A 24,834-nucleotide genomic window follows, 5' to 3' on the forward strand; every position below is an offset into this window, starting at 1 on the left:
TCATGATTGATGTCTTTTTAAATTCTTCAATACCAGCAACACGTTACTGCCATTTTGTGCTTTAAGATTCTTTATTTTGCATTAATTTGAAGGTTATCAATTTACGTATAATGTGCACACTGATGTGTATATCATCTTCCCGAATGTACACATTGCCTACCGACACAAAACTTAGGAAATCTCTTGGCAAAAAAAGAGACAAAATTGAGGTCATTTCAGACGCTCACGGCTTGAATGTCAGGTTGTCTACTTCCGGCAGTATAACATTCTTTTATCGTTACAGATGGAACGGGAAGGCCGTACAGCTGACGATTGGCGATTATCCAACCATATCACTATCTCATGCGCGAGAGTGTCGGCAGCAGTTCAGGGCGTGGTTGACGGAAGGACTGGATCCGAGACGGCAAACGGTGCTGGCGAAACAGAAAAATAGAAGCGCTGACAGTTAAAGAAGCGTTCGACTACTGGGAAAAGTATTACTGCCTTCCTGAAGGACTGGTCAATATAAAAGTTAATCGCCGGGACTTTAATAATCATATCGCTGCTGTGCTCGGCGACATGATCGTTGACCAGACAACAAAGGCACACTGGCTAAGCCTTTTTGATGATATGGGAAGAAGGGGGGGGACAGGGCAGATGCTGGGTTTAATGCAGCGTACATTCCGTTTCTGCTCCAACCAAGGGGTTATTAACGTAAACTCTATAGAAAGCTTAAGACGCGCTGATGTCGGGCTGACTGCTGCGGTAAAAGAACGCTGGTTAAGTGATGAGGAAATCAAAACTGTATGGAATGCTCTGCCGGAGATGAAGCACAGGCAGCAGCTGATTATGACGTTTCTAATCATGACCGGTTGCCATAGTACTGAGATAAGAACGGCTAAATGGGAATGGTTTGATTTCCAGGAGGGAACCTGGACTATTCCAGCAAGTGATTACAAAACCGGTCAGTCAGAAAGGCGGGCGCTACCTGAAGCGGTGGTCAAAATGCTGAAGACAGAAAAAGAAACATCCGTCTCAAATTATGTTGTGACACTGTCACGATAAAAAGGGCCAGAACACGATCGTCCCCCGCTGCAATCCAACATTGCCTTATTCTCAGCTCAAATCATCGCCAAAACGGGAATGAAAACATGGTCGCTCCATGACCTGAGAAGAACAATAGCGACACGCCTGTCCGAGCTCGGCGCGCCGCTACATGTTATAGAAAAATTGCTCGGCCATCATATGTCCGGCGTCATGGCGAGATATAACCTGCATGATTACCTTGATGATCAGCGCCATTGGCTTGGGGTATGGCAGACTCATCTTGAAAAGCTGATTGGTCAGCCTCTGGTTTAATACCCACCTTAGACGATCCTGCTGGAGTATTCCGGCTTTATCATCAACCCGCCTCTGAAACCTCTGTCATGGCTGAAATAGCCCTATTTTCTTCCTCCCTGGAACACAGAACATCACATCAAAAAATGCACATTTTACGTTCAATTATGAATTAATAGTGGACAAGTGATAACAATTCATTGCATTAAATTGCACAACATTTCAAAAAACGGAGTTTTTGATGTCGTGTCTTTCCTCTGCCAGATACGGGTTTCTGCTGGCCAGTCTCACTGCAACAGCCCTCCCGGCAGCGCCCCTGAGCCCTGCGGACCAGAATGCCATTGAGCAACAACAAAAGGCATTACTGGAACAGGCGCAACAGCAGCGCGACCTACTCCGCCATTCCACACCTGATCCCTCACTACCGGAAGCACCCCCCCGCAGAACCGACCGGTCAGTGTTTTGCACTGCGGCATATCCAACTCGAGAACGTCACGGTTCTCCCACTATCTGTGCAGCGAAAATTGGTAACTCCGATATTAAAGCAGCATCCAAAACATCATTAAACAGATTCGAAGTAAAATTTAGATAGGGGTAATAAAATGAAATATTTAACTGAGGAACAATATCAGGATCGAAAAGATTTATTGCGAGGAGCCTCTACAACGATGTTATGGAAAAATATTGACCCAGAGAGTGTGGATGGTGCCTATAAACTAACCTATCAGGAAGAAAAAGCTCTATATATCTGGTTCATTTCACGCTTACTGAAGGATGGTGACATTAAACTCGCTCGCTATGGAAAATTTCTCCCAGGAAGCATTGAAAAACAGATCGATGTTTTTGAAATGGCATTTCCCAAAACTGAGGATGAAATGGATTGTGATGCATTTGAAGGATTTTGGTTTTTAAGTGAAAACTGCCCCGCAGGTATTGTCTGGATTCACGAAAATGGCTATCAGGATTGGACTTAGGTCATGATATTTTAACATCCGCCCCGTCATTTATGATAGGGCGGATGTCATGACATACAATTACATCCAGACTGCGTACCTATTCTACGAGCCTGTCAGTAATTCTGTGTAAATGCCACTGTATTAAAGGTGATCGCTCATGCGGTCACCGAACTCGATAATAAAACGACTCATCGCCAGTCATAAGTTCTGGATCGGTATACTCCATTTTTTGATGCATTTTTGATCACCAGATAAACAACTTTCCGTACCGAGTCATCCGTCGGGAATGCTTTGCGTTTCTTTATCGCCGCCCGGATACTGCGGTTGCAGGAAGTCTTAAAGAGTAACGAGGCAAAAGAGCAGACGGCACGTATGATTGGCGCATTGACCGGGGCACTCATTACGCACACACCCGAAGGGGTATACAGCGGTGCAGACAGTGCCCAGAACGTCTATCGCTACAACATGACGGAACATATGCTGCAGCAGTATGCCCTGGATAATCAGCGGGATATTCTGGCCGCGAGTAAAGGAGATGCGGCGGCGGCGAAGCGTGTTCAGGCCCGGAGAGAAGCGGCGATTATCGTGGCAGCGGCCAGCGGTGGGGGTATGGCACTGACAGCAGGTGGTATGACTCTGATTGGTGCTGCTCCCGAGCTGGTGCTGGCTGCAAGGCTGGTTATCGCCGGTTGTAAAACAAATCCTGCGCTCTGCCTGAATCAGGCGGGTATTTATGCGGCAGATATTGTGGCACCAGAAGCACTTATCGGTACCGGAGCCATTACCACTTCCAGTACGCTGATTATCGGGAAAACCGAAGATAGCCTGAAGAAGCTTTCGCAGCAGTTGGTGAAGGTCTAGGATGAACTAAATATAAAAAAACATTAAATATTCAATCTGTTGCCAGCTTTATCAAAGGAGAAACAGCCTCCGGGGCTAATCTTACTACGAAAACGGCAGATTATGTACGTGATATTCAGAAAGTTAATACTAGCCAGTTAGTCAAGCTTTTCGATAAATCACAGCCAGATGGTAATATTAATATTTTTGGCAAGCCCATAGCGCAAGTGTTAGGCGATGGAGGAAGTAACAAGAAAGGCACAACAAAAGTTTTGGCTTCAGAATCACTTAATGATAAAGATATCTATACTTATGCACAATCACTTGCTGGAAGCACACCTCTTATCGAGGTGAGAAACGCAAAAGGTGTTGTGTACTACGCTAAGTATGACGGGAAAATTATAAATCTGAGAAATTATTCAGCTAGTGCGCAAGAGTCTAAAGCTCGATGGACAATTGATATTATCGGCTATAAAGATATAAATAAAGCTTCAAACCTCGCTGACAACAAGTTTGAACTCAAGTTTAGATAGGAGATTATATATGATTACAAAAGATGAATATAAAAAAAGGAAGGAAGCCCTTGAAGGGGCATCAATGGTTACGATTTGGGAAAATATTCACCCAGCTAGCCTGTCAGGTAAGATAACGCTGTCATTTGATGAAGAGAAAGAGTTATTTCTCTGGTTTATTGAGCGTTTAATGTATGAAGGGAAAGTAAAGCTTGGAAACGGTGGCAAGTTCTGGACGGGAACAATAAAAGAGCAGGTCTCTAAGTTTAGAGAAAGTTTCCCTAATTCTCCTGAAGAGATGGAGTGTGGCGCTTTTAATGGGTATTGGTTTTTATCTGATACTTGTCCTGCTGGGCTTGTCTGGATTCACGAAAATGGCTATCAGGATTGGACTTAGGTCATGATGTTTTAACATCCGCCCCGTCATTTATGATGGGGCGGATGTCATGACATACAATTACATCCAGACTGTGTACCTATTCTACGAGCCTGTCAGTAATTCTGTGTAACTGCCACTGTATTAAAGGTGATCGCTCATGCGGTCACCGAACTCGATAATAAAACGACTCATCGCCAGTCATAAGTTCTGGATCGGTATACTCCATTTTTTGATGCATTTTTGATCACCCGATAAACAACTTTCCGTACCGAGTCATCCGTCGGGAATACTTTACGTTTCTTTATCGCCGCCCGATCACGCTGTCCAGCGATTCTATAGCATTCGTGGTGTAGATGGCCTTGCGGATATCCGGTGGGTAGCCGAAGAACGTGTTCAAGTTTTCCCACTGTGCACGCCAGCTTTTGCTGATTTGGGGATACTTAGCCTCCCATGCTTCTGTGAACGCATCCAGCGCCATTAGCGCCGCCTCTTCGATCGGGGCCTGATAAAGATTTTAGCCCGCTGGTGAGGGCTTTGTAGTCCTTCCAGGACACGTATTTCAGGCTGTTACGCACCATATGGATGATGCACAGCTGGATGTGAGCCTGCGGGTAGACGCTGTTTATCGCATCCGGGAAGCCCTTCAGACCGTCCTCGCAGGCAATCAGGATGTCCTGAAGACCGTGATTTTTAAGCTCTGTCAGCATACTCAGCCAGAACTTTGCGCCTTCATTTTCGGCCAACCACATACCCAGTAATTCTTTCTGGCCTTCGATGTTGATACCCAGCGCCAGGAAGACGGCTTTGTTGATTACTCTGCCATTCTGACGGACTTTGACAGCAATGCAGTCCATATAAACAATGGGATACAGCGCATCCAGTTGTCGGTTTTGTCACCCCGTGACCTGCTCTTTTACGGCGTCGGTGACCTTGGATATCAGCGTGGGCGATACATCGGCGTCGTACATTTCTTGCGTGCGTTTATCAGGGATAGTTTATCCCACCCCCCTGGTACGTAACCCCAGAAGACAGGATCGATATGCAGTTGCTCATCATGTTCGCTCAGGAGCAAAACCTTTGCTACTGGCGCCACGTTGTATCGTCCGAATGGTTCTGGATCATAGGCGATATCACGCTCAGCTTCTTCGGCAAGGTAAGCCAGGTATTCTTCGCGTGTCTGTGATTGAGCAAAGCGTCCGCACATGGTTACCTCCAGTCATCAGAGTGAAAGTATAGAGGGTGTGGAGAAAAGGTAGGAAGGTAACTCCGACAGCCATATAACTGATGACTGCCGGAGTGGACGTTAAAAACAATGAGTACAAAATTGTGTATTAAAATCCGGAAAAATCACAATAATAAAACCTAACTTTTTGTATTTAAATGGTATTTTTTTATTTGTAACTGCTATCGTAGGGCATACCATTCCTTATGTTTCAGTGGGTTAGCCATAGCCCCCAAAATATCGGATATCACGTTCACAATAATCACCAGCGCGCCGATGACCATCACGCCCGCTGAGATTGCGGCGTAGTCCTGTTGGCGAATGGCGTTAATGAGCCAGCGGCCCAGTCCCGGCCAGCTAAAGACCATTTCGGTAATCATCGCCAGCGTTAGCATGGTGGAAAACTGCAGACCCAGGCGCGGAATCACCGGCGGCAGGGCGTTATGCAGTACGTGACGGTGTAAAATTGTCCGCCGCGATACGCCGCGGGTGGCCGCAGCTTTGACATAGTTGGTGTCGTACACTTCGCTGGTGCTGATGCGCATCAGACGGATCACTTCCGTCGTCGGCGCCACTGCGAGGGTCAGCACCGGCAGCACCATATGGCGCGCCGCGCTGACGATCATTTCATGACGCCACGGCGAATCGGAAAGCCACGCGTCGATCAGCGCAAAGCCGGTGACCGATTTCACTTCGTACAGCAGGTCGAAGCGCCCGGAGACCGGGAACCAGCCCAGGGTGAGGGAGAAAAACAGGGTCAACAGCAACGCCAGCCAGAATACGGGGATCGAGAAGCCCAGCAGCGCCAGGGCGCTAATCAGGGTATCTTGCCATTTGTTGCGCATAATCCCCGCCAGCATGCCGACGGGGATCCCGATCACCAGCGCGAAGCCGAAGGCGAGGATACACAGCTCCATCGTGGCAGGGAATACCTCTTTAAGCTGCTCCGAGATCGGCTGCCCGTTGATGCTGGAGACGCCAAAATCCCAGTGCAGCACGCCCTCAAACCAGAACCACCAGGCGTTCCACAGCGAGGCGCCCTGCAGCGGCGCGTGAGGCGTAAAATAGCTCAGGCTAAAACCGACAAACGTCAGCAGAAAGAGCGTAATCAGCAGCAGCAGCAGGCGACGCAGGGTAAAAATAATCATGGTTTTTGCACCTCGTCTTCTTTTTCCCGCGAGACGCCGGCAAAAGAGGCGTTGCCAAACGGACTCAGCACCAGGCCTTTCATGTCGTAACGATAGGCCTGAAGACGCAGGGAGGAAGCCAGCGGCAGAACCGGCAGTTCATCAGCAAGAATGCGTTGGGCCTCTTTATAAGCTTCAATGCGCGAAGCCAGCTGCTGGGATGTCAGCGCTTTTTGCAGCACGTCGTCGAATTCACGATGACACCAGTGAGCATAGTTGGTTTGTGAGGCAATCGCCGCGCAGCTCAATAGCGGACGGAAGAAGCTGTCCGGATCGTTACTGTCCGTTGCCCAGCCGGAAAGCGTCAGATCATGACTCATATCCATTAATCTGGCTTCCTGAAAACGCCCTTCGACCGGCACAATGATCACCTTCACGCCAATTTGCGCCATATCCGCCTGGATAAGCTCGGCGGTTTTCAGGGGGCTGGGGTTCCAGGCCTGCGAACTGGTCGGGACCCATAGTTTAAGCGTCAGCTGTTCCAGCCCCAGCGCTTTAAGCCTGGCGCGAGCTTCCGCAGGATTATATTCGGTGATTCTGGCGTCGTTATCATAGGCCCAGGAGGCGCGAGGCAGCATTGAAGCTGCGGTTTCCGCCGTTCCGTAATAGATTGACTGCATCAGACGCTGATTATTGATGGCCAACGCCAGCGCGTGACGGACCTCCGGATTATCGAGCGGCGGCTTAGCGGTATTGAACGCCAGCCAGGCGATGTTCATTCCCGGGCGCAGGGTCAGGCGAAGGCGCGGGTCGTCGCGCAGAATAGAGAGCTGGCTCGCAGCCGGCCAGGCCAGCACATCACACTCGCCGGTCAGCAGTTTTGACAGTCGTCCGGTACCGCCGGAGCCCAGATCGACCACCACCTGCGGCATCAGCGGTTTACCTCGCCAGTAGGCCGGGTGGCGCTGCAGACGAATATATTGCCCGCTGCGATATTCCTCAAGCTGGAACGGGCCGGTGCCAACAGGTTGACGATCGATCAGCTCCTGACGATCGCTCTGAGCCAGCTTTGCGGCATACTCCGCCGACATCACCGAGGCGTAGTGGGTAGCCAGGTGCCACAGGAAGGAAGCATCCGGTCGTTTGAGGCGAAATTCAACGGTGTGGTTATCCAGCTTACGCACGCTTTCGACGCTGTCGGCGAACTGTAAGCTATCGAAATAGGGGAAGCTGCTGCCGTTCACGTTGTGCCACGGATGGTCGCGGTTAAAAATCCGGCCAAAGGTAAAAATCACGTCGTCAGCGTTGAAATTGCGGGTCGGCTTAAACCAGGCGGTGGTCTGGAACGGCACGTTATTGCGCAGGTGGAAGCGGTAGGTGGCGCCGTTATCCAGCACCTCCCAGCTTTCTGCCAGTTCCGGGACCAGGCGGTAGGTATAGGGGTCAACATCAAGCAGTCGGTCGTACAGCTGGGCGGCAAGAGTATCGACAATCAGACCGCTGCTGACCTTTTGTGGGTTGAAGGTGTTAACCTGGCCGCTTACGCAATAAACAAAACCGCTATCGCGAATATCCGCGTTAGCAGGCAGGGCGGGCGCGGCAAAAGCTTGCCCGTACAGCATAGACACCGCTGCCAGGAGAGAAGACAATTTCAGGCGCATAGTTTCTTATTGATTATAGAGCAAGGCTCTATCTTATTAATATTAAATAACATTTACCACCACCTTATTGCTTATGGAGATAATGTAAGCGATGGTTGCGTCGGTTATTTGACCAACTAATTCAAATTCATACCGCTTATTAACTTCGAGTATACCTCTTAATTCACCCTGCGTTTGGCAACAGGCGAAGAGACGGGAAGCGCAAATATGAATTTCATCGATTCAAATGTAGAACGGCTCGCGGGCACGTATTGTCGTAAGCATAGCGCTTCTCTGCGCCGCAGACGCCCAGACGTTTGCCATATGGTAGCTTTTTATTTGAGGATTCTCCAGCGAGCCGTGCCGGCATGACCGCCGGAGAAAGGGGCGCTACAGCGGCAGGAGCCGGTTATAACGTGCAATATAGTCTTTTGGGGTGATTTCAAGCTTTCCGCCATCAGGATGGTTCGCGACATACGTACGCAGCACCAGGCCGCTTTTTTGCGGCGTGATTTCCCAGCCTTGCAGACGATAGGAATCTTCGGTTGAACGAATAAGCAGGTCTGAAAAGATCATCATGACCGTGAGCGCCGGGGCTTTGTGGCTTTTCATGGTATGAACCAGGCTGACGTGCGCGGCATAGCGGCCAAGCGTTGAGGAATTAACCGGAATCATCTGTATTTTCAGTCCATTGAGTCATCATGCGCCGATGATAGTTCACATCAGTATATCTTACCAGTTACAAATGTTTAACCATGATGACGGCCCGGGCGCATCCAAAACCCTTAACTTTGTCCCTGTTTGCCTCCGCAGGTCATGGTAACCATTCATGTGACGCTGTCACTTCATGTCATTAAGAGGCGTAAATTCATACAGCGCCAGCGCGTTGCTCTCCAGCGAATCGACGAGCTGCCATCGATCGCTTGCGGGCGTTTCTTCGCTCACGCGCAGGGCCGGGCGCGCCTGGTGCATCAGCCAGCGATACTCTTCTTCATCCGGGCCGCTCTGGCTGCGAAAAGCCTCGAAAAGCGGAAAGAGCGCGCCATGATGCCGATCGAAGAGATGATGTTTGATGCGCCAGCGTCCATCAAGGCCGAGCAGGCGCACGCTCCATGGCTGACTAAAGCGCTGGATAAACGCCTCCTCGCTGGAAAGCCAGGGATTGAAAACCACCGTATTGCGCAGCAGCAACTGGTAATGGCCGTTATCGCGCAGCAGCAGCAAATTTTTTTCGTTAATCACCACTTCGCCCCGCAGCCTGCGCCACAGCCACAAGACCCAATACACCGGTCGCGGCAAACCGTGGAGATAGTGCAGCGCCAGGCTGGAGGTATCAAGCTTGCCGTTAGCGCCGGCTTCCCCTTGCAGCCCGGAATTCAGCCAGAACCCCGCCAGCCACACCTGGTCTGCCAGCCCCAGCAGATTATCCATCAGTAGCGCGCCGCGAAAGAAACGGCCGTTGGTGTCGCGAGTATCGCCGGTCAGGGTATTCCACGACAGTAGCCAAAGCGGTAACAGCAGCTGCCGCTGGCGCAGCGCGCTGTGGAGCTTGCGCATTTTAAGCACCGGGTAATTCTCGCTGGCGGCCAGCCTCTGGCTATCAATCTGCGCCAGATCCAGCAGTTCATTCGCATCTGCCTGGCAGGCAAGAAAATCCGCCTCGGCCAGCAGCGGTGAACAGAAGAGGGGATCGTCCTCCACGTTTTGTGAAAAGCGGTGCCAGATCCCCAGCGCCGACTGCGGCGAAAGCGCCTGGAGGATCGTTTTTTGTTGCCGCCAGGCATGCTGGCGCGCCTCATCGCTGGCCTGCGGGGACCAGTGCCAGACAAAACGCCAGCTGGCGAGGGTTGCCGGTGGAAAATGGTTGGCGGACAGGTGCAGAAAACGCTGTAGCAGATCGCCACGAGTGGTGATACCGGTATGCAGTATTACCGCCCAGCCCATCGACGCCAGCCAGCTAAAAATGCGCTGCAGGTTATACCAGCACGCATACCCGGCCAGCTGCGCATCGTCCCAGCCGGTACCGAACAGGCGGCTACTGAGAAACGGATCGTGAACGTCGATGGCGAATATCGGCAGCGAGTTGTGCAGTTCTTCGAGCTCCTGACGGACATCCTCGCGCAGCAGGTCATCCAGTTCCCGAACGGTAACGACGATGCGCGTGTGCCGCAGCGGCGTACCGCGCGCCGGTAGCTGGCGCACATCAAGATGACGGGTTTGCTGGGGATTGAGCCGCAGCGGCGGGCTATCCAACCCATTGATCTGCGGCGCATTGAGCCGGGAATATAGCCTGTCTATAGACACCGGTTGCCATAGTTCAGCCCGTTGAACGCGTGGACGAGGGGATTCAACCGCCGTTTGCGGATGCTGATGGCGAAACTGGCGCGGCGTCAGACCGTGTTCACGTTTAAACAGGTCGCTCATCACCCGACTGCTGGCAAAGCCCTGTTGCTGAGCGATTTGCTGTATCGATTTACGCGTCATCGTCAACTGCTCAGTAGCTTTACGCAGGCGAAGCCCGGTGATGTATTGCATAAAGCTGACGCCCACCTCTTTGCGGAACAGGCGCGATAGCCAGGCCTCAGAAACAAATTCGGCGGCGGCTATCTCCTGCAGCGACAGGCGTCGTTGATAGTTGGCGTCGATTCGCGCCACTACCCGATTTATTCGCTGACTCCAGCGTTCGGCTCCGCGAGGCGCCTGGGCGGTGAGGGGACGGCTGAAGCGTGACGCCAGCAGAAGAGCAATTTCGCTAAGCCAGCGGTTGGCCTCCAGCCGGTAGTGGGCTTGCGGATTGACCAGACCGAGGACCAGCAGCTGGCGCATCAGGTAGCGCAGGGTATCTTCGGCATCGTGGGTTTTGTTGCTGCTCTGGTAGGCAGAGGCAAAAAAATCGCCGTCGAGGCGGGTCAGCCATCCAGCGTTCAGCGACAGCGCCATCACGACGTTCGCCGTCTTGCTGTGCAGGCTCCAGCGGCGATGGCGATTCACTATCGCCAGTTCATCAGCCTGCAGGTTCCGGCCCGACTCGCCATCGCGGAGTTCGACGCTGCCCTCAAGCAGCCATATTAGCGTCAGCGTCTCGTTTTCCTGCTGGCTCAACTGGCGGATATCGCGAACCGTAACCTGAAAGTCGCCTGAATGATGATCCATGCAGCCTCCTGAAGACAAAAAACAGCGTGTTGTTTTTTGTCATAACCGTTTTGTATGAAAAACACTCATTAATAATCCGTCACTATAAAACAAAAAGGCGCATTTTAAAGCCGCCATGGATGCATAAACTCGAAAGTGTCGTGCAAACACAACACAGGAATAATAAAAATGACACACCCGATTATTGAGGCATTACAGGTTAATGAGGCGCAGTTTGTCGCTCTTCGTCGCCGTTTCCACCAGCAGCCGGAAATCGGTTTTGAAGAGCATAAAACCAGCGAAGAGGTGGCCCGACTGCTCGGCGAGTGGGGCTATCAGGTCCATCGTGGTCTGGCGGGAACCGGCGTGGTCGGTACCTTACGCGCAGGCGACGGTCAAAAACGGTTGGGACTTCGGGCGGATATGGACGCGCTGCCGATGCATGAGATGAGCGGCAAAGCGTGGGCCAGCCAGATAGAGGGACGTTTTCATGGCTGCGGCCACGACGGTCATACCACCACCTTACTTTACGCTGCGGAATATCTGGCGCGCGCGCGGCAGTTTAACGGCACGCTGCAGCTTATTTTTCAGCCGGCTGAGGAACTGCTCTACGGCGGCCGGGTTATGCTCGAAGACGGCCTGTTCGACCAGTTTCCCTGCGATGCCATTTTTGGCCTGCATAATATGCCGGGACAACCGTTAGGCAAAATCGGTCTGCGCGACGGGGCGATGATGGCCTCATCCGACACTCTCCATATTGAAGTCAAAGGGGTTGGTGGACACGGCGCGCTGCCGGAGCATACCGTCGACGCTACGCTGGTGGCATGCCATATCACCCTGGCGCTGCAATCCATTGTCTCCCGCAATATCACGCCGTTTGAGCCGGCTGTCGTGACCGTGGGCAGCATCCAGGCCGGGCATGCGCCGAATATTATCAATGACAAGGCCTTAATGAAGCTCACTGTGCGCACCTTAAACGAACAGGTTCGCGAGACCGTACTGCAGCGCATTCACGATATTGCCGTCGCTCAGGCCGAGAGCTTTAACGCCAGCGCCGCCATTACCCACGTTAACGGCAGCCCGGTTTTAAGAAACGATCCGGCAGCCAATGAGATGGTTCGGAAGGTGGCGGCTTCGCTATTTGGCGAGGAGTTGGTCGGCGAAGTGAAGCCGTTTATGGGCAGCGAAGATTTTGCTTTTATGCTCGAGCGTAATCCGAACGGCTGCTATTTCACCATCGGAGCGGGGGATGAAGCGGATCGCTGTATGGTGCATAACCCGGGATATGACTTCAACGATGCCCTGTTGCTAAAAGGCGCCGCGCTGTGGTGCGCCCTGACGGAACACTATTTGCGTTAATCTCCGCAACGAAGAGGACCCTGCTATGAGTTCTGTATCGCTAAGCGAAGCGCAGTTCGTCGGCACCGATCGCCTGCTGGCGGGTATTGTATTGAGCGTTCTGACCTTCTGGCTGTTTGCCCAGTCGGTGATTAACGTGGTTCCGGCAATGAAAAGCAGCCTTGATATTTCGCTGGAAACCCTGACCCTGGCGGTGAGCCTGAGCGCCTTGTTCAGCGGCTGCTTTGTGGTCGCCAGCGGCGGGCTGGCGGATAAATTCGGCCGCATGCGCATGACCACCCTGGGCCTGATTCTCAGCATAGCCGGCAGCGCAATGCTGGTGCTCTCCCAGGGACCCGCGCTGTTCCTGGCCGGACGCGTTTTACAGGGGCTATCGGCCGCCTGCATCATGCCGGCGACGCTGGCATTAATAAAAACCTGGTATGAAGGTAAAGCGCGCCAGCGGGCGGTCAGCTTCTGGGTCATCGGCTCCTGGGGCGGCAGCGGGCTGTGCTCGTTTGTCGGCGGGGCGATTGCTACCGGACTGGGCTGGCGCTGGATCTTTGTTTTCTCCATCGCGGTAGCGCTGGCGGCGCTGTTTTTACTGCGCGGTACGCCGGAGAGCCGCAGCGCCAGCGCGCAGCAGCATAAGCTGGACATCAGCGGCCTGCTCAGCCTGATCCTTGCGCTGGTGCTGTTAAATCTGTTTATCAGCAAAGGCCACGGCTGGGGCTGGAGCAGCGGAACCTCGCTGACGATGCTGGGCGGCGCGGTGGCGGCGGGGTTATTTTTTATCCGCAGCGGTAGGCGTAAGGGCGACGCGGCGTTGATTGATTTTGCGCTGTTTCGTAACCGGGCCTACAGCGCCGCGGTGCTGTCGAATTTTCTGCTCAACGGCGCCATCGGTACCATGATGATTGCCAGCATCTGGCTCCAGCAGGGGCACCATCTAAGCCCGCTGGAGAGCGGAATGATGACGCTCGGCTACCTGGTCACCGTGCTGGCGATGATCCGGGTGGGCGAAAAGCTGCTGCAACGCTACGGCGCGCGCTTGCCGATGATCGCCGGCCCGGTTTTTACCGCGCTTGGCATCCTGCTTATTTCCTGCACCTTTCTCGATAAATCGACCTATATCGTCACGGTCTTTTTCAGCAACGTGCTGTTTGGCTTTGGACTGGGCTGCTACGCTACTCCGTCAACGGACACCGCGGTGGTCAACGCTCCCGAGAATAAGGTCGGGGTGGCGTCGGGAATTTATAAGATGGGTAGTTCGCTCGGCGGGGCGATGGGTATAGCGGTGACAGCGTCACTTTTTGCGCTGTTTTTACCGCTGGGAATGGCCAGCGCGGCGCAGTATGCGCTGTGGTTTAACGCCGCGCTCTGTCTCGGTTCAATGACGCTGAGCGCGCTGCTGCTGCCGCGCATAGCTCAAAGCTGATGCTTTTTCAGCAGCGCCCGCAGTTGGTGATAGGTTAGCCCCAGTAGCTCGGCCGCCTGCTTTTGATTGTACTTTGCCTGTTCGAGACTTCTCTCGAGCAGGCTTTTTTCTTGCTCCTGCTGGAAAGCGCGCAAATCGAGCGGCAACATGGGGCCGGGCGCCTTTTCTGCTGCAGCGGGCGGGGCAGTTTGCTGCTGGCGGAAGGGGTTAATAATAATATTATCCAGCTCGCTTTCACTGCTGCCGTGACGGTAAACCGACCGTTCCACCACGTTTTTTAATTCACGGATATTCCCCGGCCAGCGGTAGTTCTGCAGCGTCACGGCGGCGCGTTCGCTAAAGCCGGGAAACAACGGCAGTCCGAGTTCGCGGCACATCTGGATAGCAAACTGGGTGGCGAGCAGCATAATATCGCTCTGGCGTTCGCGCAGCGGCGGCAACTGCACCACATCGAAAGCCAACCTGTCGAGTAGGTCAGCGCGAAAGAGCCCATCTTCCACCATTTGTGGCAGATCGGCGTTGGTCGCGCACACCAGGCGGACGTTAACCTGCAGCGGCTGGCTGCCGCCGACGCGCTCGAGTTCGCCATACTCAATCACGCGCAGCAGCTTTTCCTGCACCAGCATCGGCGCGGTGGCCAGCTCATCAAGAAACAGGGTACCGCCGTCGGCGCGCTCGAAGCGCCCCGGATGGCGTTTACTGGCCCCCGTAAATGCCCCGGCTTCATGACCGAATAGCTCGGAATCGAGCAGGTTTTCATTCAGCGCAGCGCAGTTCAGCGAGATAAACGGCCCCTGCCAGCGGGAAGAGAGGAAGTGCAGGCGGCTGGCGATCAGCTCCTTACCGGTTCCGCGTTCGCCAATCACCAGCACCGGTTTATCGAGCGGCGCCAGTCTTGAGACCTGTTCCAGCACTTCCAGGAAGCTGTTGGCCTCGCCGAGCAGGTTGTCCTTGTATTCCGCCATGATGAATTTCGCCATTAAGTAGTGTGATTCACCAGGTCACTTTAGCAATGCGTTGGCCAGATAACAACCACTTCTATTAAAATCAATAAGATAAAAAGTTGGCACGGCATTTGTATTAGTGATGGCACAGGCCGGTGCCTGATACCAGAACTATGAGGATTGAAATTATGGGTATTTTTTCTCGTTTTGCCGACATCGTGAACGCCAACATTAACTCTCTGCTGGAGAAAGCGGAAGATCCGCAGAAGCTGGTTCGACTGATGATCCAGGAGATGGAAGACACGTTGGTTGAAGTGCGTTCGACCTCGGCGCGGGCGTTGGCTGAAAAGAAACAGCTGACCCGTCGTATTGAACAGGCCGTTGCGCAGCAGGCGGAATGGCAGGAGAAAGCCGAACTGGCGTTGCGTAAAGAGAAAGAGGATCTGGCTCGTGCGGCGCTGATCGAGAAGCAGAAGCTGACCGACCTGATCGCTAGCCTGGAAAATGAAGCGCAGCTGGTTGATGAAACGCTGGCGCGGATGAAAAAAGAGATTGGCGAGCTGGAGAATAAACTGAGCGAAACGCGCGCCCGTCAGCAGGCGTTGATGCTGCGCCATCAGGCCGCAAGTTCCTCCCGCGACGTTCGTCGTCAGCTGGACAGCGGCAAGATTGATGAGGCGATGGCGCGCTTTGAATCGTTTGAACGCCGTATCGATCATATGGAAGCCGAAGCCGAAAGCCACCGCTTCGGTAAAGATAAATCGCTGGATCAGCAGTTCGCCGATCTGAAAGCGGACGATGAAATCAGCGAGCAGCTGGCGGCGTTGAAAGCCAAAATGAATCAAAATAACCAGTAATGAATTCGGGCGGCACCGAGACGTGCCGCCGCCATCTGCAAGGAGTTCACATGAGCATGCTTTTTCTCGCCATCCCTTTGACGTTGTTTGTGCTGTTTGTTTTGCCGGTCTGGCTTTGGCTGCATTACAACAACCGCACCGCCAGCGGCAGTTTATCGCAAAACGAGCAGCAGCGCCTGCTGCAGCTGACCGATGACGCAAAGCGCATGCGCGAGCGTATTCAGGCGCTGGAAGCCATTCTTGACGCTGAGCATCCGAACTGGAGAGAAAAATAATGGGCGGACTGGATCTGAGTAAAAAACTGTGGCGCATTCCACAGCAGGGCATGGTCAAAGGCGTTTGCGCCGGTATCGCGCAGTACCTGGACGTGCCGGTTAAGCTGGTGCGCCTGATTACCGTACTGGCAATGATTTTTGGCCTGTTCCTGTTTGTGGTGGTGGCCTACATCATTCTCTCGTTTGCGCTGGATCCTATGCCGGAAAGCAAGCTGTATGGTGAAAAAATGCCGAGCAGCGGAGAACTGCTGGCTGCTGCGGATAAGGAGCTGGCTGCAGGGGAGCGCCGTCTGCGTGAAATGGAACGCTACGTCACCTCTGACACCTTTTCGCTACGCAGTCGTTTTCGTCAGCTATAACTGAAAGTTGAGGTTAATAATGAACATGAAATGGCAGCAGGCCGGGCAAAAAGTTAAACCGGGTCTGAAAATCGCAGGCAAGCTGGTGCTGCTCACCGCGCTGCGCTACGGCCCGGCGGGCGTCGCTGGCTGGGCGGTAAAATCCGTCGCGCGTCGGCCGCTGAAAATGCTGCTGATGCTTGTTCTGGAACCGATGCTCAGCCGGGCGGCGCAGCGGTTTTCTAAACGTCGTGGATGGCGTATGTTATGAGTGCCTAAAAACTCACTCTATCAGGATGATAAAATGCGAAAATTGTTTCTGGGTTTAGCGCTGGCGATGGCTTTACCCGCCTTCGCGGCGGAGCACTGGATTGACGTCCGCGTTCCGCAGCAGTATCAAAAAGAACACGTTGACGGCGCGGTGAACATACCGCTGGCGGATTTAAAATCGCGGATTGCGGCTGAAGTGCCGGATAAAAACGATACCATTCACGTCTATTGTAACGTTGGCCGACAGTCGGGCCAGGCTCAGCAGCTGCTGAGCGAAATGGGCTACACGCAGGTGGTGAATGCCGGCGGCCTCAGTCAAATAGCGATGCCGAAAAGCGCCAGCCACTAACCGTCAGCCCCGCCGCAGCGGGGCTATTGCACTTTATTGATTAGCCCTCATGTCTATTTCCCTCGTTCTTCAGGCTCAACAGGATGGCGATGAAGCGACTCAAAACAGAATTTAATGCGCTGGTGAATCGTGGGGTTGACCGGCATCTCCGTCTGGCCGTCACCGGTCTTAGCCGCAGCGGCAAGACCGCGTTTATCACCGCACTGGTCAATCAGCTACTGAATATCCACGCCGGGGCACGGCTGCCGCTGCTTAGCGCGGCCAGAGAAGAACGCCTGCTGGGCGTCAAGCGCGTCCCGCAGCGGGATTTTGGCATTCCGCGTTTTACCTATGACGAAGGGCTGGCCCAGCTCTATGGACAACCTCCGGTCTGGCCGACGCCCACCCGCGGCGTCAGCGAAATCCGCCTCGCTCTGCGCTATCGCTCTAACGATTCGCTGCTGCGCCATTTTAAAGAGACTTCGACGCTCTACCTGGAGATTGTCGATTATCCCGGCGAGTGGCTACTGGATCTGCCGATGCTGGCCCAGGATTACCTGACCTGGTCACGACAGATGACCGGACTGCTGCAGGGGCAGAGGGCGGCGTGGTCGGCGCGCTGGCGGCAGCTTTGCGAAGGGCTGGATCCGCTTGCGCCCGCCGATGAAACCCGTCTGGCGGAGATCGCCGCGGCGTGGACCGATTATCTGCACAGCTGTAAGCGCGAAGGGATGCATTTTATTCAGCCCGGGCGCTTTGTGCTGCCCGGCGAAATGGCTGGCGCGCCGGCGCTGCAGTTCTTCCCCTGGCCGGACGTTGATGCCGCCGGTGAGGCTAAGCTGGCGCAGGCGGACAAACCGACCAATGCCGGAATGCTGCGCGAGCGTTTTAAATACTACTGCGAGAAAGTGGTGAAAGGCTTCTACAAAGATCATTTTCTCCGCTTCGACCGGCAGATTGTGCTGGTGGACTGCCTGCAGCCGCTTAACAGCGGGCCTCAGGCGTTTAACGACATGCGTCTCGCGCTGACGCAGCTGATGCAAAGCTTCCACTATGGCCAGCGCACGCTGTTTCGTCGTCTGTTCTCACCGGTTATCGATAAGCTGCTGTTCGCCGCGACCAAAGCCGATCACGTCACCGTCGATCAGCACAGCAATATGGTATCGCTGCTGCAGCAGCTGATTCAGGATGCCTGGCAGAACGCGGCGTTTGAAGGCATCAGCATGGATTGCCTGGGTCTGGCGTCGATTCAGGCGACGCAGAGCGGGCTTATTGAGGTGAACGGGGAGAAGATCCCTGCGCTGCGGGGGCATCGGCTAAGCGACGGACAGCCGCTGACCGTCTATCCCGGGGAAGTGCCCGCGCGCCTGCCGGGTCAGGCCTTCTGGGAGCAGCAGGGCTTTCAGTTTGAAAACTTCCGCCCGCAAGTGATGGATGTTGATAAACCGCTGCCGCATATTCGCCTCGACGCGGCGCTGGAATTTTTGATCGGAGATAAATTGCGATGACCGAACCCTTAAAACCGCGTATTGATTTCGACGGCCCGCTGGAGGTGGAAAAGGCGCAAATTCTGAAATCCGCTCGCGCTTTTGACGGCGCGGATGCGGAGAAGTTCGCCCCTGCGCGCCTTGACGCGCCGGAAGAAGAAGAGGGGGCGGCGGAAGCGGTAGTGGAGTCGGTGCTGCGGCCTAAGCGCAGCCTGTGGCGAAAGATGGTCAGCGCCGGGCTGGCTATTTTTGGCGTCAGCGTCGTAGCGCAGGGCGTGCAGTGGACGATGACCGCCTGGCAAACGCAAGACTGGATCGCCCTCGGCGGCTGCGCAGCCGGCGCGCTGATTGTCGGGGCGGGCGTCGGCTCGGTAGCAACCGAATGGCGCCGTCTGTGGCGGTTACGCCAGCGCGCGCACGAGCGCGATGAGGCGCGGGACCTGATGCATAGTCATGCGGTCGGCAAAGGGCGTGCCTTTTGCGAAAAGCTGGCCCGGCAGGCGGGTCTCGATCAATCGCATCCGGCGCTGCAGCGCTGGTATGCAGCGATCCACGAAACGCAAAACGATCGTGAAGTGGTAAGCCTGTACGCGCAGATCGTGCAGCCGGTGCTGGATGCGCAGGCGCGGCGTGAGATTAGCCGCTCGGCGGCGGAATCGACGCTGATGATTGCCGTCAGTCCCCTGGCGCTGGTGGATATGGCGTTTATCGCCTGGCGTAATTTACGCCTCATCAACCGCATCGCCACTCTGTACGGTATTGAGCTCGGCTACTACAGCCGCCTGCGCCTGTTCCGTCTGGTGCTGCTGAATATCGCTTTTGCCGGCGCCAGCGAGCTGGTGCGGGAAGTCGGGATGGACTGGATGTCGCAGGATCTGGCAGCCAGGCTATCGGCGCGCGCGGCGCAGGGGATTGGCGCCGGGCTGTTGACCGCGCGGCTGGGTATCAAGGCGATGGAGCTCTGCCGCCCGCTGCCGTGGATCGCCGATGATAAACCGCGGCTGGGGGACTTCCGCCGCGAGCTGATCGGCCAGCTAAAAGAGACGTTGCAGAAGAGCAAAAGCGGCGCGGAAAAATAAGTCGCTTAAGCATTCCCGGCTTGCGGCGTGAGCGCCTTAGCCGGGCTACCGCTCCACAGAAGGCTGTCACTTGTCTCACGGCGATGCGCAGCGCAATCCGGGGAGAAAAGCAGCGGCGATGACGACCGGTTCTTTATTGCCATTTTCCTCTCTGAGCGCATAACTTTACGGCAGAAAGGCCATTTTTCCGCCATACTGTCAATAATTGTTGACAGCTATCTTCACGCCAGCAAATAACTGTCCTATTATTCATCCGTTATTGGCCTCTTTAGGGTGAAAACTCCTATGCGTCTTGAAGTCTTTTGTGAAGACCGTCTTGGTCTGACTCGTGAATTGCTCGATTTACTGGTGCTGCGCGGTATCGACCTGCGGGGTATCGACATTGACCCTATTGGCCGAATTTATCTCAATTTCGCCGAGCTGGAGTTCGCTAGCTTCAGCAGTCTGATGGCGGAAATTCGTCGTATCGCCGGCGTCACCGACGTGCGCACCGTGGCGTGGATGCCGTCAGAACGTGAACATCTGGCGCTCAGCGCGCTGCTGGTGGCGATGCCGGAGCCTGTGCTCTCTCTCGACACCAAAGGAAAAGTCGAACTGGCTAACCCGGCCAGCTGCCAGCTGTTTGGCCAGAGCCAGGAGAAGCTGCGCAGCCATCCGGTCGCACAGCTGATTACCGATTTTAACGTCCAGCGCTGGCTGGAAAATAGTCCGCAGGAGTCCCACGCCGAGCACGTGGTGGTTAACGGGCAGAACTTCCTGCTGGAGATCACCCCGGTTTATCTCGAAGGCGAACACGGCGAGAAGGTGCTGACCGGCGCGGTAGCGATGCTGCGTTCAACGGTCCGTATGGGGCGTCAGCTGCAAACGATGACCATTCAGGATACCAGCGCCTTCAGCCAGATCCTCGCTGTAGGCCCGAAAATGCGCCACGTCGTCGAGCAGGCTCGCAAGCTGGCTATGCTCAGCGCGCCGCTGCTGATCGTCGGCGATACCGGTACCGGTAAAGATTTGCTCGCTCACGCCTGCCACCTCGCCAGCCCGCGAGCGGGGAAACCTTACCTGGCCCTGAACTGCGGCTCCATTCCGGAGGACGCGGTGGAGAGCGAGCTGTTTGGCGACGCTATCCAGGGCAAAAAGGGGTTCTTCGAGCAGGCTAACGGCGGTTCGGTTCTGCTGGATGAAATTGGCGAAATGTCGCCGCGAATGCAGACTAAGCTGCTGCGCTTCCTCAACGATGGAACCTTCCGCCGGGTCGGGGAAGATCATGAAGTCCACGTAGATGTACGGGTGATCTGCGCGACGCAGAAAAACCTGGTGGAGCTGGTGCAAAAAGGGTTGTTCCGCGAGGATCTCTATTATCGTCTTAACGTGCTGACGCTCTATCTACCGCCGCTGCGCGATTGTCCGCAGGACATCATGCCGCTGACCGAACTGTTTGTGGCGCGTTTCGCCGATGAGCAGGGTATCCCGCGGCCGAAACTTTCTGCCGATTTGAACAGCGTATTGACGCGCTATAGCTGGCCAGGCAACGTGCGCCAGCTCAAAAACGCGATTTACCGTGCCCTGACTCAGCTGGACGGTTTTGAACTGCGCCCTCAGGATATCCTGCTGCCGGATCACGACGTCTCGTCATTAGCGGTTGGCGAAGAAGCGATGGAAGGCTCGCTGGATGATATCACGCGCCGTTTCGAGCGCTCGGTGCTTACCCAGCTTTATCGTAGCTTCCCCAGCACGCGTAAACTGGCCAGGCGGCTTGGCGTCTCGCATACCGCCATCGCCAATAAACTTCGCGAGTACGGCCTGAGCCAGAAAAAAGGCGACGAGTAATTCCCGCCGACCGGTTGCCTGCGCCGTCGGTCGGCATTTCCAGAACATTTCCAGAAAAAGGAGGGGGCCTGGCGGCGAATGAATCTGTATATACTGCGTTTTTACCCTCTTTTTTGCAGGAATACGCATGTGGATCTGGCGTAGTCGTTTTTTTCAGTGGATGAAACTGCTGGTGCTCTCCAGCGCGATCTCTTTTGCGCTGTTCTGGTTTCACCTCCCGGCCGCGCTGCTGCTGGGGCCGATGATTGCCGGCATTTGCCTGAGCCTTCGCGGCGCGGAAATCCGCGTTCCCCGACCCTTTTTTATTGCCGCTCAGATGATTATCGGCTGCATGATCGCCCGTAGCCTGACGCCCTCGATTTTCGGTGTTCTGCTGGCAAACTGGGCGCTGGTGCTGCTGATTCTCTTCTCCACGCTCGCCATCAGCGCGCTGGCGGGATGGCTGCTGGTGCGCTATAGCGCGCTACCCGGCGCCACCGGTGCGTGGGGAAGTTCGCCGGGCGGCGCTTCGGCGATGGTTATTATGGCCCAGGAGTACGGCGCCGACGTTCGACTGGTGGCGCTGATGCAGTATTTGCGCGTACTTTTTGTTGCCGGCGCCGCGGCGCTGGTGGTTCGCGTTGCGCTCGGCGGCGAAGCCCAGGAGATGACTCAGCAGGTCGCCTGGTTTCCCCCGATAAGCTGGCAGCTACCGCTTACGCTGCTGGTGACGGCGGCCGCGGGATGGCTGGGGCTGCGTCTGCGCTTTCCGTCCGGTGCGATGCTTTTCCCGATGCTGATCGGCGCGCTGGTGCAGGGAGAAGGCTGGCTGCAGCTTGAACTCCCTGAGTGGCTGCTGGCGCTGGCTTATGCCGCCGTTGGCTGGAGCGTTGGTCTAAAGTTTAATAAACAGATCTTCCTGCTGGCGTTAAAAACCCTGCCGCAGATCCTGGCATCGATTATCGGCCTGATTCTGCTATGTGCGCTGATGGCTTATGGACTGACGCAGGTTTTACCGCTGGACTTTATGACCGCCTATCTGGCGACCAGCCCGGGCGGGCTGGACACGGTAGCGATTATCGCTGCCGGCACGCGGGCGGATATGTCTTTTATTATGGCGATGCAGACGTTGCGCCTGTTCACTATCTTGCTGACCGGCCCGGCGATTGCGCGCTTTATCTCCCGCTATGCGACGCGGGAATAAAAAAAGCCCCCGTTTAACGAGGGCTTACGTTACCTGGTGGGGATATTACGCTTTCAGCGCGGCCAGGGCTGCGTCGTAGTCCGGCTCTTCGGTGATTTCATTCACCAGCTGGCTGTATACCACCTGGTCGTTTTCATCAATCACGACCACAGCACGCGCTGCCAGACCGGCCAGCGGGCCCGCGGAGATCGCTACGCCGTAGTCGGCCAGGAACTGCGCACCGCGCAGAGTGGACAGAGTCACGACGTTGTTCAGGCCTTCAGCGCCGCAGAAGCGTGACTGGGCGAACGGCAGGTCGGCGGAAATGCACAGCACTACGGTGTTGTTCAGTTCTGACGCCAGTTGGTTGAATTTACGTACCGATGCCGCGCAAACGCCGGTATCGATGCTTGGGAAAATGTTCAGCACTTTACGGGAGCCCGCAAACTGGCTCAGCGCGACGTCAGAGAGATCTTTGGCCACCAGCGTAAACGGCTGCGCTTTAGCGCCTGCCTGCGGAATGGTGCCTTGAACAGAAACGGGGTTGCCCTGGAAATGCACGGTTTGTGACATGGTTATCTTCCTGTTTACATATAGTTAACGTCGCGGCTAGTGTATGACATCCGTCATCGGCACGGCAAATCCTTTTAATACTTACCTGCGAGGTTCAGGGAATGCGAAATCTGCGAGTCTATGAAGAAGCCTGGCCGCTACATAGCCCTTTTGTGATCGCCCGCGGCAGCCGCAGCGAGGCAAAAGTCGTGGTGGTGGAAATTGAAGAGAATGGCGTCAAGGGCACGGGGGAATGCACGCCTTATCCTCGTTATGGAGAGAGTATCGCCTCGGTGATGGCGCAGATTATGGCGATCGGCGAACAGATTGAGCGGGGCGTCACTCGAGAGCAGATTCAACGCCTGCTGCCGCCAGGGGCCGCGCGTAATGCAGTGGACTGCGCGCTCTGGGACTGGCAGGCGCGCAGCGCGGGTAAAAGCATCTCGCAGCTGTTAGGCGTGACGCTGCCCAAGCGGGTGGTTACGGCGCAAACGGTGGTGATCGGCACCCCCGAGCAGATGGCGGCCAGCGCGTCGGCCCTGTGGGAGAAAGGTGCCACGCTGCTGAAAGTGAAGCTTGATGACCATCTGATTAGCGAGCGGTTAATTGCCATTCGCGAGGCGGTTCCGCAGGCAACGCTCATCGTCGATGCCAATGAAGCCTGGCGCAGCGACGGTCTGGCCGAGCGCTGTCAGCTGCTGGCGGACGTCGGCGTCGCGATGCTGGAGCAACCCCTTCCGGCTGGGGCCGATGAAGCGCTGACGAATTTTATCCATCCGCTGCCTATTTGCGCTGATGAGAGCTGCCATACTCGCGATAGCCTGGCGGCGCTGCGCGGCCGCTATGAAATGGTTAATATCAAGCTGGATAAGACCGGTGGTCTGACTGAAGCGCTGCTGCTGGCGGAGGAGGCAGAACGCCTGGGGTTTGCACGGATGCTGGGCTGTATGCTGTGTACGTCGAGAGCGATTAGCGCGGCGCTACCGCTGGCGCCGCTGGCCCGTTTTGCCGATCTTGATGGTCCAACATGGCTGGCCGTGGATGTCGAGCCGGCGCTGCGCTTCAGCACCGGGGTGCTTCATCTCTGAGAGTGCCAGTGCAGCAGCTCCGTCATGGCCTGCAGATATTTCTCCGTTGCTTCGTCGGCGGATATTGCCGGGAATTCGGCGGTGATACAGGGCAGGCCTATATCGGCGCACCAGCTGCCAAAAGAACCGGGCGTTTCATAGCCGACGCTACCCACCAGCGGCAGGCTAAACGCATCGGCCAGCCAGTGCCCCAGTTCGCTGTGGCCGGGGTCTTCAATGCAGGCCAGCGGATCGTGAAATGAGATCACCCATGCCGGGTGGATCTGATGGATCAACTGGCACAGCGCCCGGGTCTCGGGTTCCGAACCTGGCTTTTCGCCGTTGAGTAGAACGACATCGCGCTGCTCTGCCGCGCTGTTCCAGCGGTAGACGGTTTCTCCTTCCTTCCAGTTCGCCGCTGGAAAATTCCGGTTCAGGTCGATACCGCGTGCGTTAGCCCGCAGCCCCAGCTGACAGCCGTCAGGGTTGACCGCCAGCACCACGTGATGACGGCGCAGCTCTGGCTTGAGGGTTCGTAGCGCACAGGAGAGGGTGACGATGGAGGCGTTTTCATCGCCGTGAGTACCGGCAAGGATCAGGCCGCTACGGCTATCGGCCAGCGGCGCCGGAAACCACAGCAGCGGCGCGCCCAGGTAAGACTGGCCGTAGCGTTGGGTTCCAGGCGGAAAATCACCGCGCTGGGGGCGAGGACGAGAAACGGGCATAGGGCATCCTGTTATCAGGTTA

General features: G+C 55.4%; 22 protein-coding genes and 4 pseudogenes. 16 read left to right on the forward strand and 10 right to left on the reverse strand.

From position 1 onward, the window contains the following. The first annotated feature begins 152 nt into the window (after positions 1 to 152). Together KO1_RS27870 and KO1_RS11590 are read left to right on the forward strand one after the other, a co-directional pair. Positions 153 to 1,338: pseudogene (locus KO1_RS27870) on the forward strand (tyrosine-type recombinase/integrase). Positions 1,339 to 1,985: 647 nt separating this feature from the next. Next, entirely contained in the window at positions 1,986 to 2,291 is a 306-nt protein-coding gene (locus KO1_RS11590) for a DUF596 domain-containing protein (protein WP_017146054.1), read from the forward strand. 180 nt (positions 2,292 to 2,471) lie between these two features. Here the strand turns inward: KO1_RS11590 and KO1_RS28975 are convergent. After that, positions 2,472 to 2,605: pseudogene (locus KO1_RS28975) on the reverse strand (IS256 family transposase); the annotation flags it as partial. Between KO1_RS28975 and KO1_RS28715 the strand changes: the two are divergent. Further along, entirely contained in the window at positions 2,565 to 3,134 is a 570-nt protein-coding gene (locus tag KO1_RS28715) for a hypothetical protein (RefSeq protein WP_017146053.1), read from the forward strand. The pseudogene KO1_RS28975 and the gene KO1_RS28715 sit on opposite strands and share 41 nt — an antisense overlap. 522 nt (positions 3,135 to 3,656) lie before the next feature. Further along, on the forward strand, positions 3,657 to 4,022 hold the full coding sequence (locus KO1_RS11605; RefSeq protein WP_017146051.1) for a DUF596 domain-containing protein: 366 nt from the start codon (positions 3,657 to 3,659) through the stop codon (positions 4,020 to 4,022). 180 nt (positions 4,023 to 4,202) lie between these two features. Here KO1_RS11605 and KO1_RS11610 read toward each other — a convergent pair. The 6 genes and pseudogenes from KO1_RS11610 to KO1_RS11630 all read right to left on the reverse strand — a co-directional run. Then, a pseudogene (locus KO1_RS11610) lies at positions 4,203 to 4,978 on the reverse strand (IS256 family transposase); the annotation flags it as partial. After that, positions 4,948 to 5,208: pseudogene (locus tag KO1_RS27200) on the reverse strand (SOS response-associated peptidase family protein); the annotation flags it as partial. The pseudogenes KO1_RS11610 and KO1_RS27200, both read right to left, overlap by 31 nt. 200 nt (positions 5,209 to 5,408) lie before the next feature. Beyond that, positions 5,409 to 6,374, reverse strand: coding sequence for a putrescine export ABC transporter permease SapB (gene sapB / locus KO1_RS11615; RefSeq protein WP_004101442.1), 966 nt, complete (start codon positions 6,372 to 6,374; stop codon positions 5,409 to 5,411). Beyond that, complete coding sequence (gene sapA / locus KO1_RS11620) at positions 6,371 to 8,014, reverse strand: ABC transporter substrate-binding protein SapA (protein ID WP_004101448.1); 1,644 nt, start codon at positions 8,012 to 8,014, stop codon at positions 6,371 to 6,373. The genes sapB and sapA overlap by 4 nt, the downstream gene beginning before the upstream one ends. Positions 8,015 to 8,383: 369 nt before the next feature. Continuing rightward, positions 8,384 to 8,668: a hypothetical protein gene (locus tag KO1_RS11625; protein WP_016808546.1), complete on the reverse strand. Its 285-nt coding sequence runs from the start codon at positions 8,666 to 8,668 to the stop codon at positions 8,384 to 8,386. Between the two features lie 165 nt (positions 8,669 to 8,833). After that, a complete protein-coding gene (locus tag KO1_RS11630) occupies positions 8,834 to 11,146 on the reverse strand; it encodes a helix-turn-helix domain-containing protein (RefSeq protein ID WP_064406929.1) in 2,313 nt (770 codons plus the stop codon). A 168-nt stretch (positions 11,147 to 11,314) separates the two neighbouring features. Between KO1_RS11630 and KO1_RS11635 the strand changes: the two genes are divergently transcribed. After that, positions 11,315 to 12,484, forward strand: coding sequence for a M20 aminoacylase family protein (locus KO1_RS11635; RefSeq protein ID WP_064406930.1), 1,170 nt, complete (start codon positions 11,315 to 11,317; stop codon positions 12,482 to 12,484). A 25-nt stretch (positions 12,485 to 12,509) separates the two neighbouring features. Further along, positions 12,510 to 13,901, forward strand: coding sequence for an MFS transporter (locus tag KO1_RS11640; protein ID WP_004112458.1), 1,392 nt, complete (start codon positions 12,510 to 12,512; stop codon positions 13,899 to 13,901). On the opposite strand, the gene pspF is transcribed toward KO1_RS11640, so the two are convergent. After that, a complete protein-coding gene (gene pspF, locus KO1_RS11645) occupies positions 13,892 to 14,881 on the reverse strand; it encodes a phage shock protein operon transcriptional activator (protein ID WP_024274058.1) in 990 nt (329 codons plus the stop codon). The genes KO1_RS11640 and pspF overlap by 10 nt on opposite strands. Before the next feature lie 152 nt (positions 14,882 to 15,033). Here pspF and pspA point away from each other — a divergent pair, with 152 nt between their 5' ends. From pspA to KO1_RS11690, 9 genes are all read left to right on the forward strand, one after another. Then, positions 15,034 to 15,702, forward strand: a complete 669-nt coding sequence (gene pspA / locus KO1_RS11650) for a phage shock protein PspA (RefSeq protein WP_004101456.1) — start codon at positions 15,034 to 15,036, stop codon at positions 15,700 to 15,702. A 50-nt stretch (positions 15,703 to 15,752) separates the two neighbouring features. Further along, positions 15,753 to 15,977 (forward strand): envelope stress response membrane protein PspB, encoded by a 225-nt coding sequence (pspB, locus tag KO1_RS11655; RefSeq protein ID WP_004101459.1) that lies wholly within the window; start codon positions 15,753 to 15,755, stop codon positions 15,975 to 15,977. Then, complete coding sequence (gene pspC, locus KO1_RS11660; protein WP_024274059.1) at positions 15,977 to 16,336, forward strand: envelope stress response membrane protein PspC; 360 nt, start codon at positions 15,977 to 15,979, stop codon at positions 16,334 to 16,336. Before pspB ends, pspC begins: the two co-directional genes overlap by 1 nt. A 19-nt stretch (positions 16,337 to 16,355) precedes the next feature. Beyond that, on the forward strand, positions 16,356 to 16,586 hold the full coding sequence (pspD, locus tag KO1_RS11665) for a phage shock protein PspD (RefSeq protein WP_004101464.1): 231 nt from the start codon (positions 16,356 to 16,358) through the stop codon (positions 16,584 to 16,586). A gap of 33 nt (positions 16,587 to 16,619) precedes the next feature. Continuing rightward, positions 16,620 to 16,934: a thiosulfate sulfurtransferase PspE gene (gene pspE / locus KO1_RS11670; RefSeq protein WP_004112461.1), complete on the forward strand. Its 315-nt coding sequence runs from the start codon at positions 16,620 to 16,622 to the stop codon at positions 16,932 to 16,934. An 89-nt stretch (positions 16,935 to 17,023) separates the two neighbouring features. Further along, positions 17,024 to 18,421 (forward strand): YcjX family GTP-binding protein, encoded by a 1,398-nt coding sequence (locus tag KO1_RS11675; protein WP_024274060.1) that lies wholly within the window; start codon positions 17,024 to 17,026, stop codon positions 18,419 to 18,421. Then, positions 18,418 to 19,479, forward strand: coding sequence for a YcjF family protein (locus KO1_RS11680; protein ID WP_004112463.1), 1,062 nt, complete (start codon positions 18,418 to 18,420; stop codon positions 19,477 to 19,479). The genes KO1_RS11675 and KO1_RS11680 overlap by 4 nt, the downstream gene beginning before the upstream one ends. A gap of 285 nt (positions 19,480 to 19,764) precedes the next feature. Then, positions 19,765 to 21,306: a transcriptional regulator TyrR gene (gene tyrR, locus KO1_RS11685; RefSeq protein ID WP_004101475.1), complete on the forward strand. Its 1,542-nt coding sequence runs from the start codon at positions 19,765 to 19,767 to the stop codon at positions 21,304 to 21,306. A 127-nt stretch (positions 21,307 to 21,433) separates the two neighbouring features. Then, positions 21,434 to 22,489, forward strand: a complete 1,056-nt coding sequence (locus KO1_RS11690) for an AbrB family transcriptional regulator (RefSeq protein ID WP_004101477.1) — start codon at positions 21,434 to 21,436, stop codon at positions 22,487 to 22,489. 45 nt (positions 22,490 to 22,534) lie between these two features. Here the strand turns inward: KO1_RS11690 and tpx are convergent, their stop codons facing one another. Then, a complete protein-coding gene (gene tpx / locus KO1_RS11695; protein WP_004101479.1) occupies positions 22,535 to 23,041 on the reverse strand; it encodes a thiol peroxidase in 507 nt (168 codons plus the stop codon). Between the two features lie 101 nt (positions 23,042 to 23,142). On the opposite strand from tpx, the gene ycjG reads away from it, so the two are divergent. Next, complete coding sequence (gene ycjG / locus KO1_RS11700; RefSeq protein WP_023329594.1) at positions 23,143 to 24,108, forward strand: L-Ala-D/L-Glu epimerase; 966 nt, start codon at positions 23,143 to 23,145, stop codon at positions 24,106 to 24,108. On the opposite strand, the gene mpaA is transcribed toward ycjG, so the two are convergent. Next, positions 24,099 to 24,812: a murein tripeptide amidase MpaA gene (gene mpaA, locus KO1_RS11705; RefSeq protein WP_064406931.1), complete on the reverse strand. Its 714-nt coding sequence runs from the start codon at positions 24,810 to 24,812 to the stop codon at positions 24,099 to 24,101. The genes ycjG and mpaA overlap by 10 nt on opposite strands. Positions 24,813 to 24,834 lie beyond the last annotated feature (22 nt).

This window comes from Klebsiella oxytoca NBRC 105695 (genome assembly GCF_001598695.1).
Lineage (GTDB): Bacteria > Pseudomonadota > Gammaproteobacteria > Enterobacterales > Enterobacteriaceae > Klebsiella > Klebsiella oxytoca.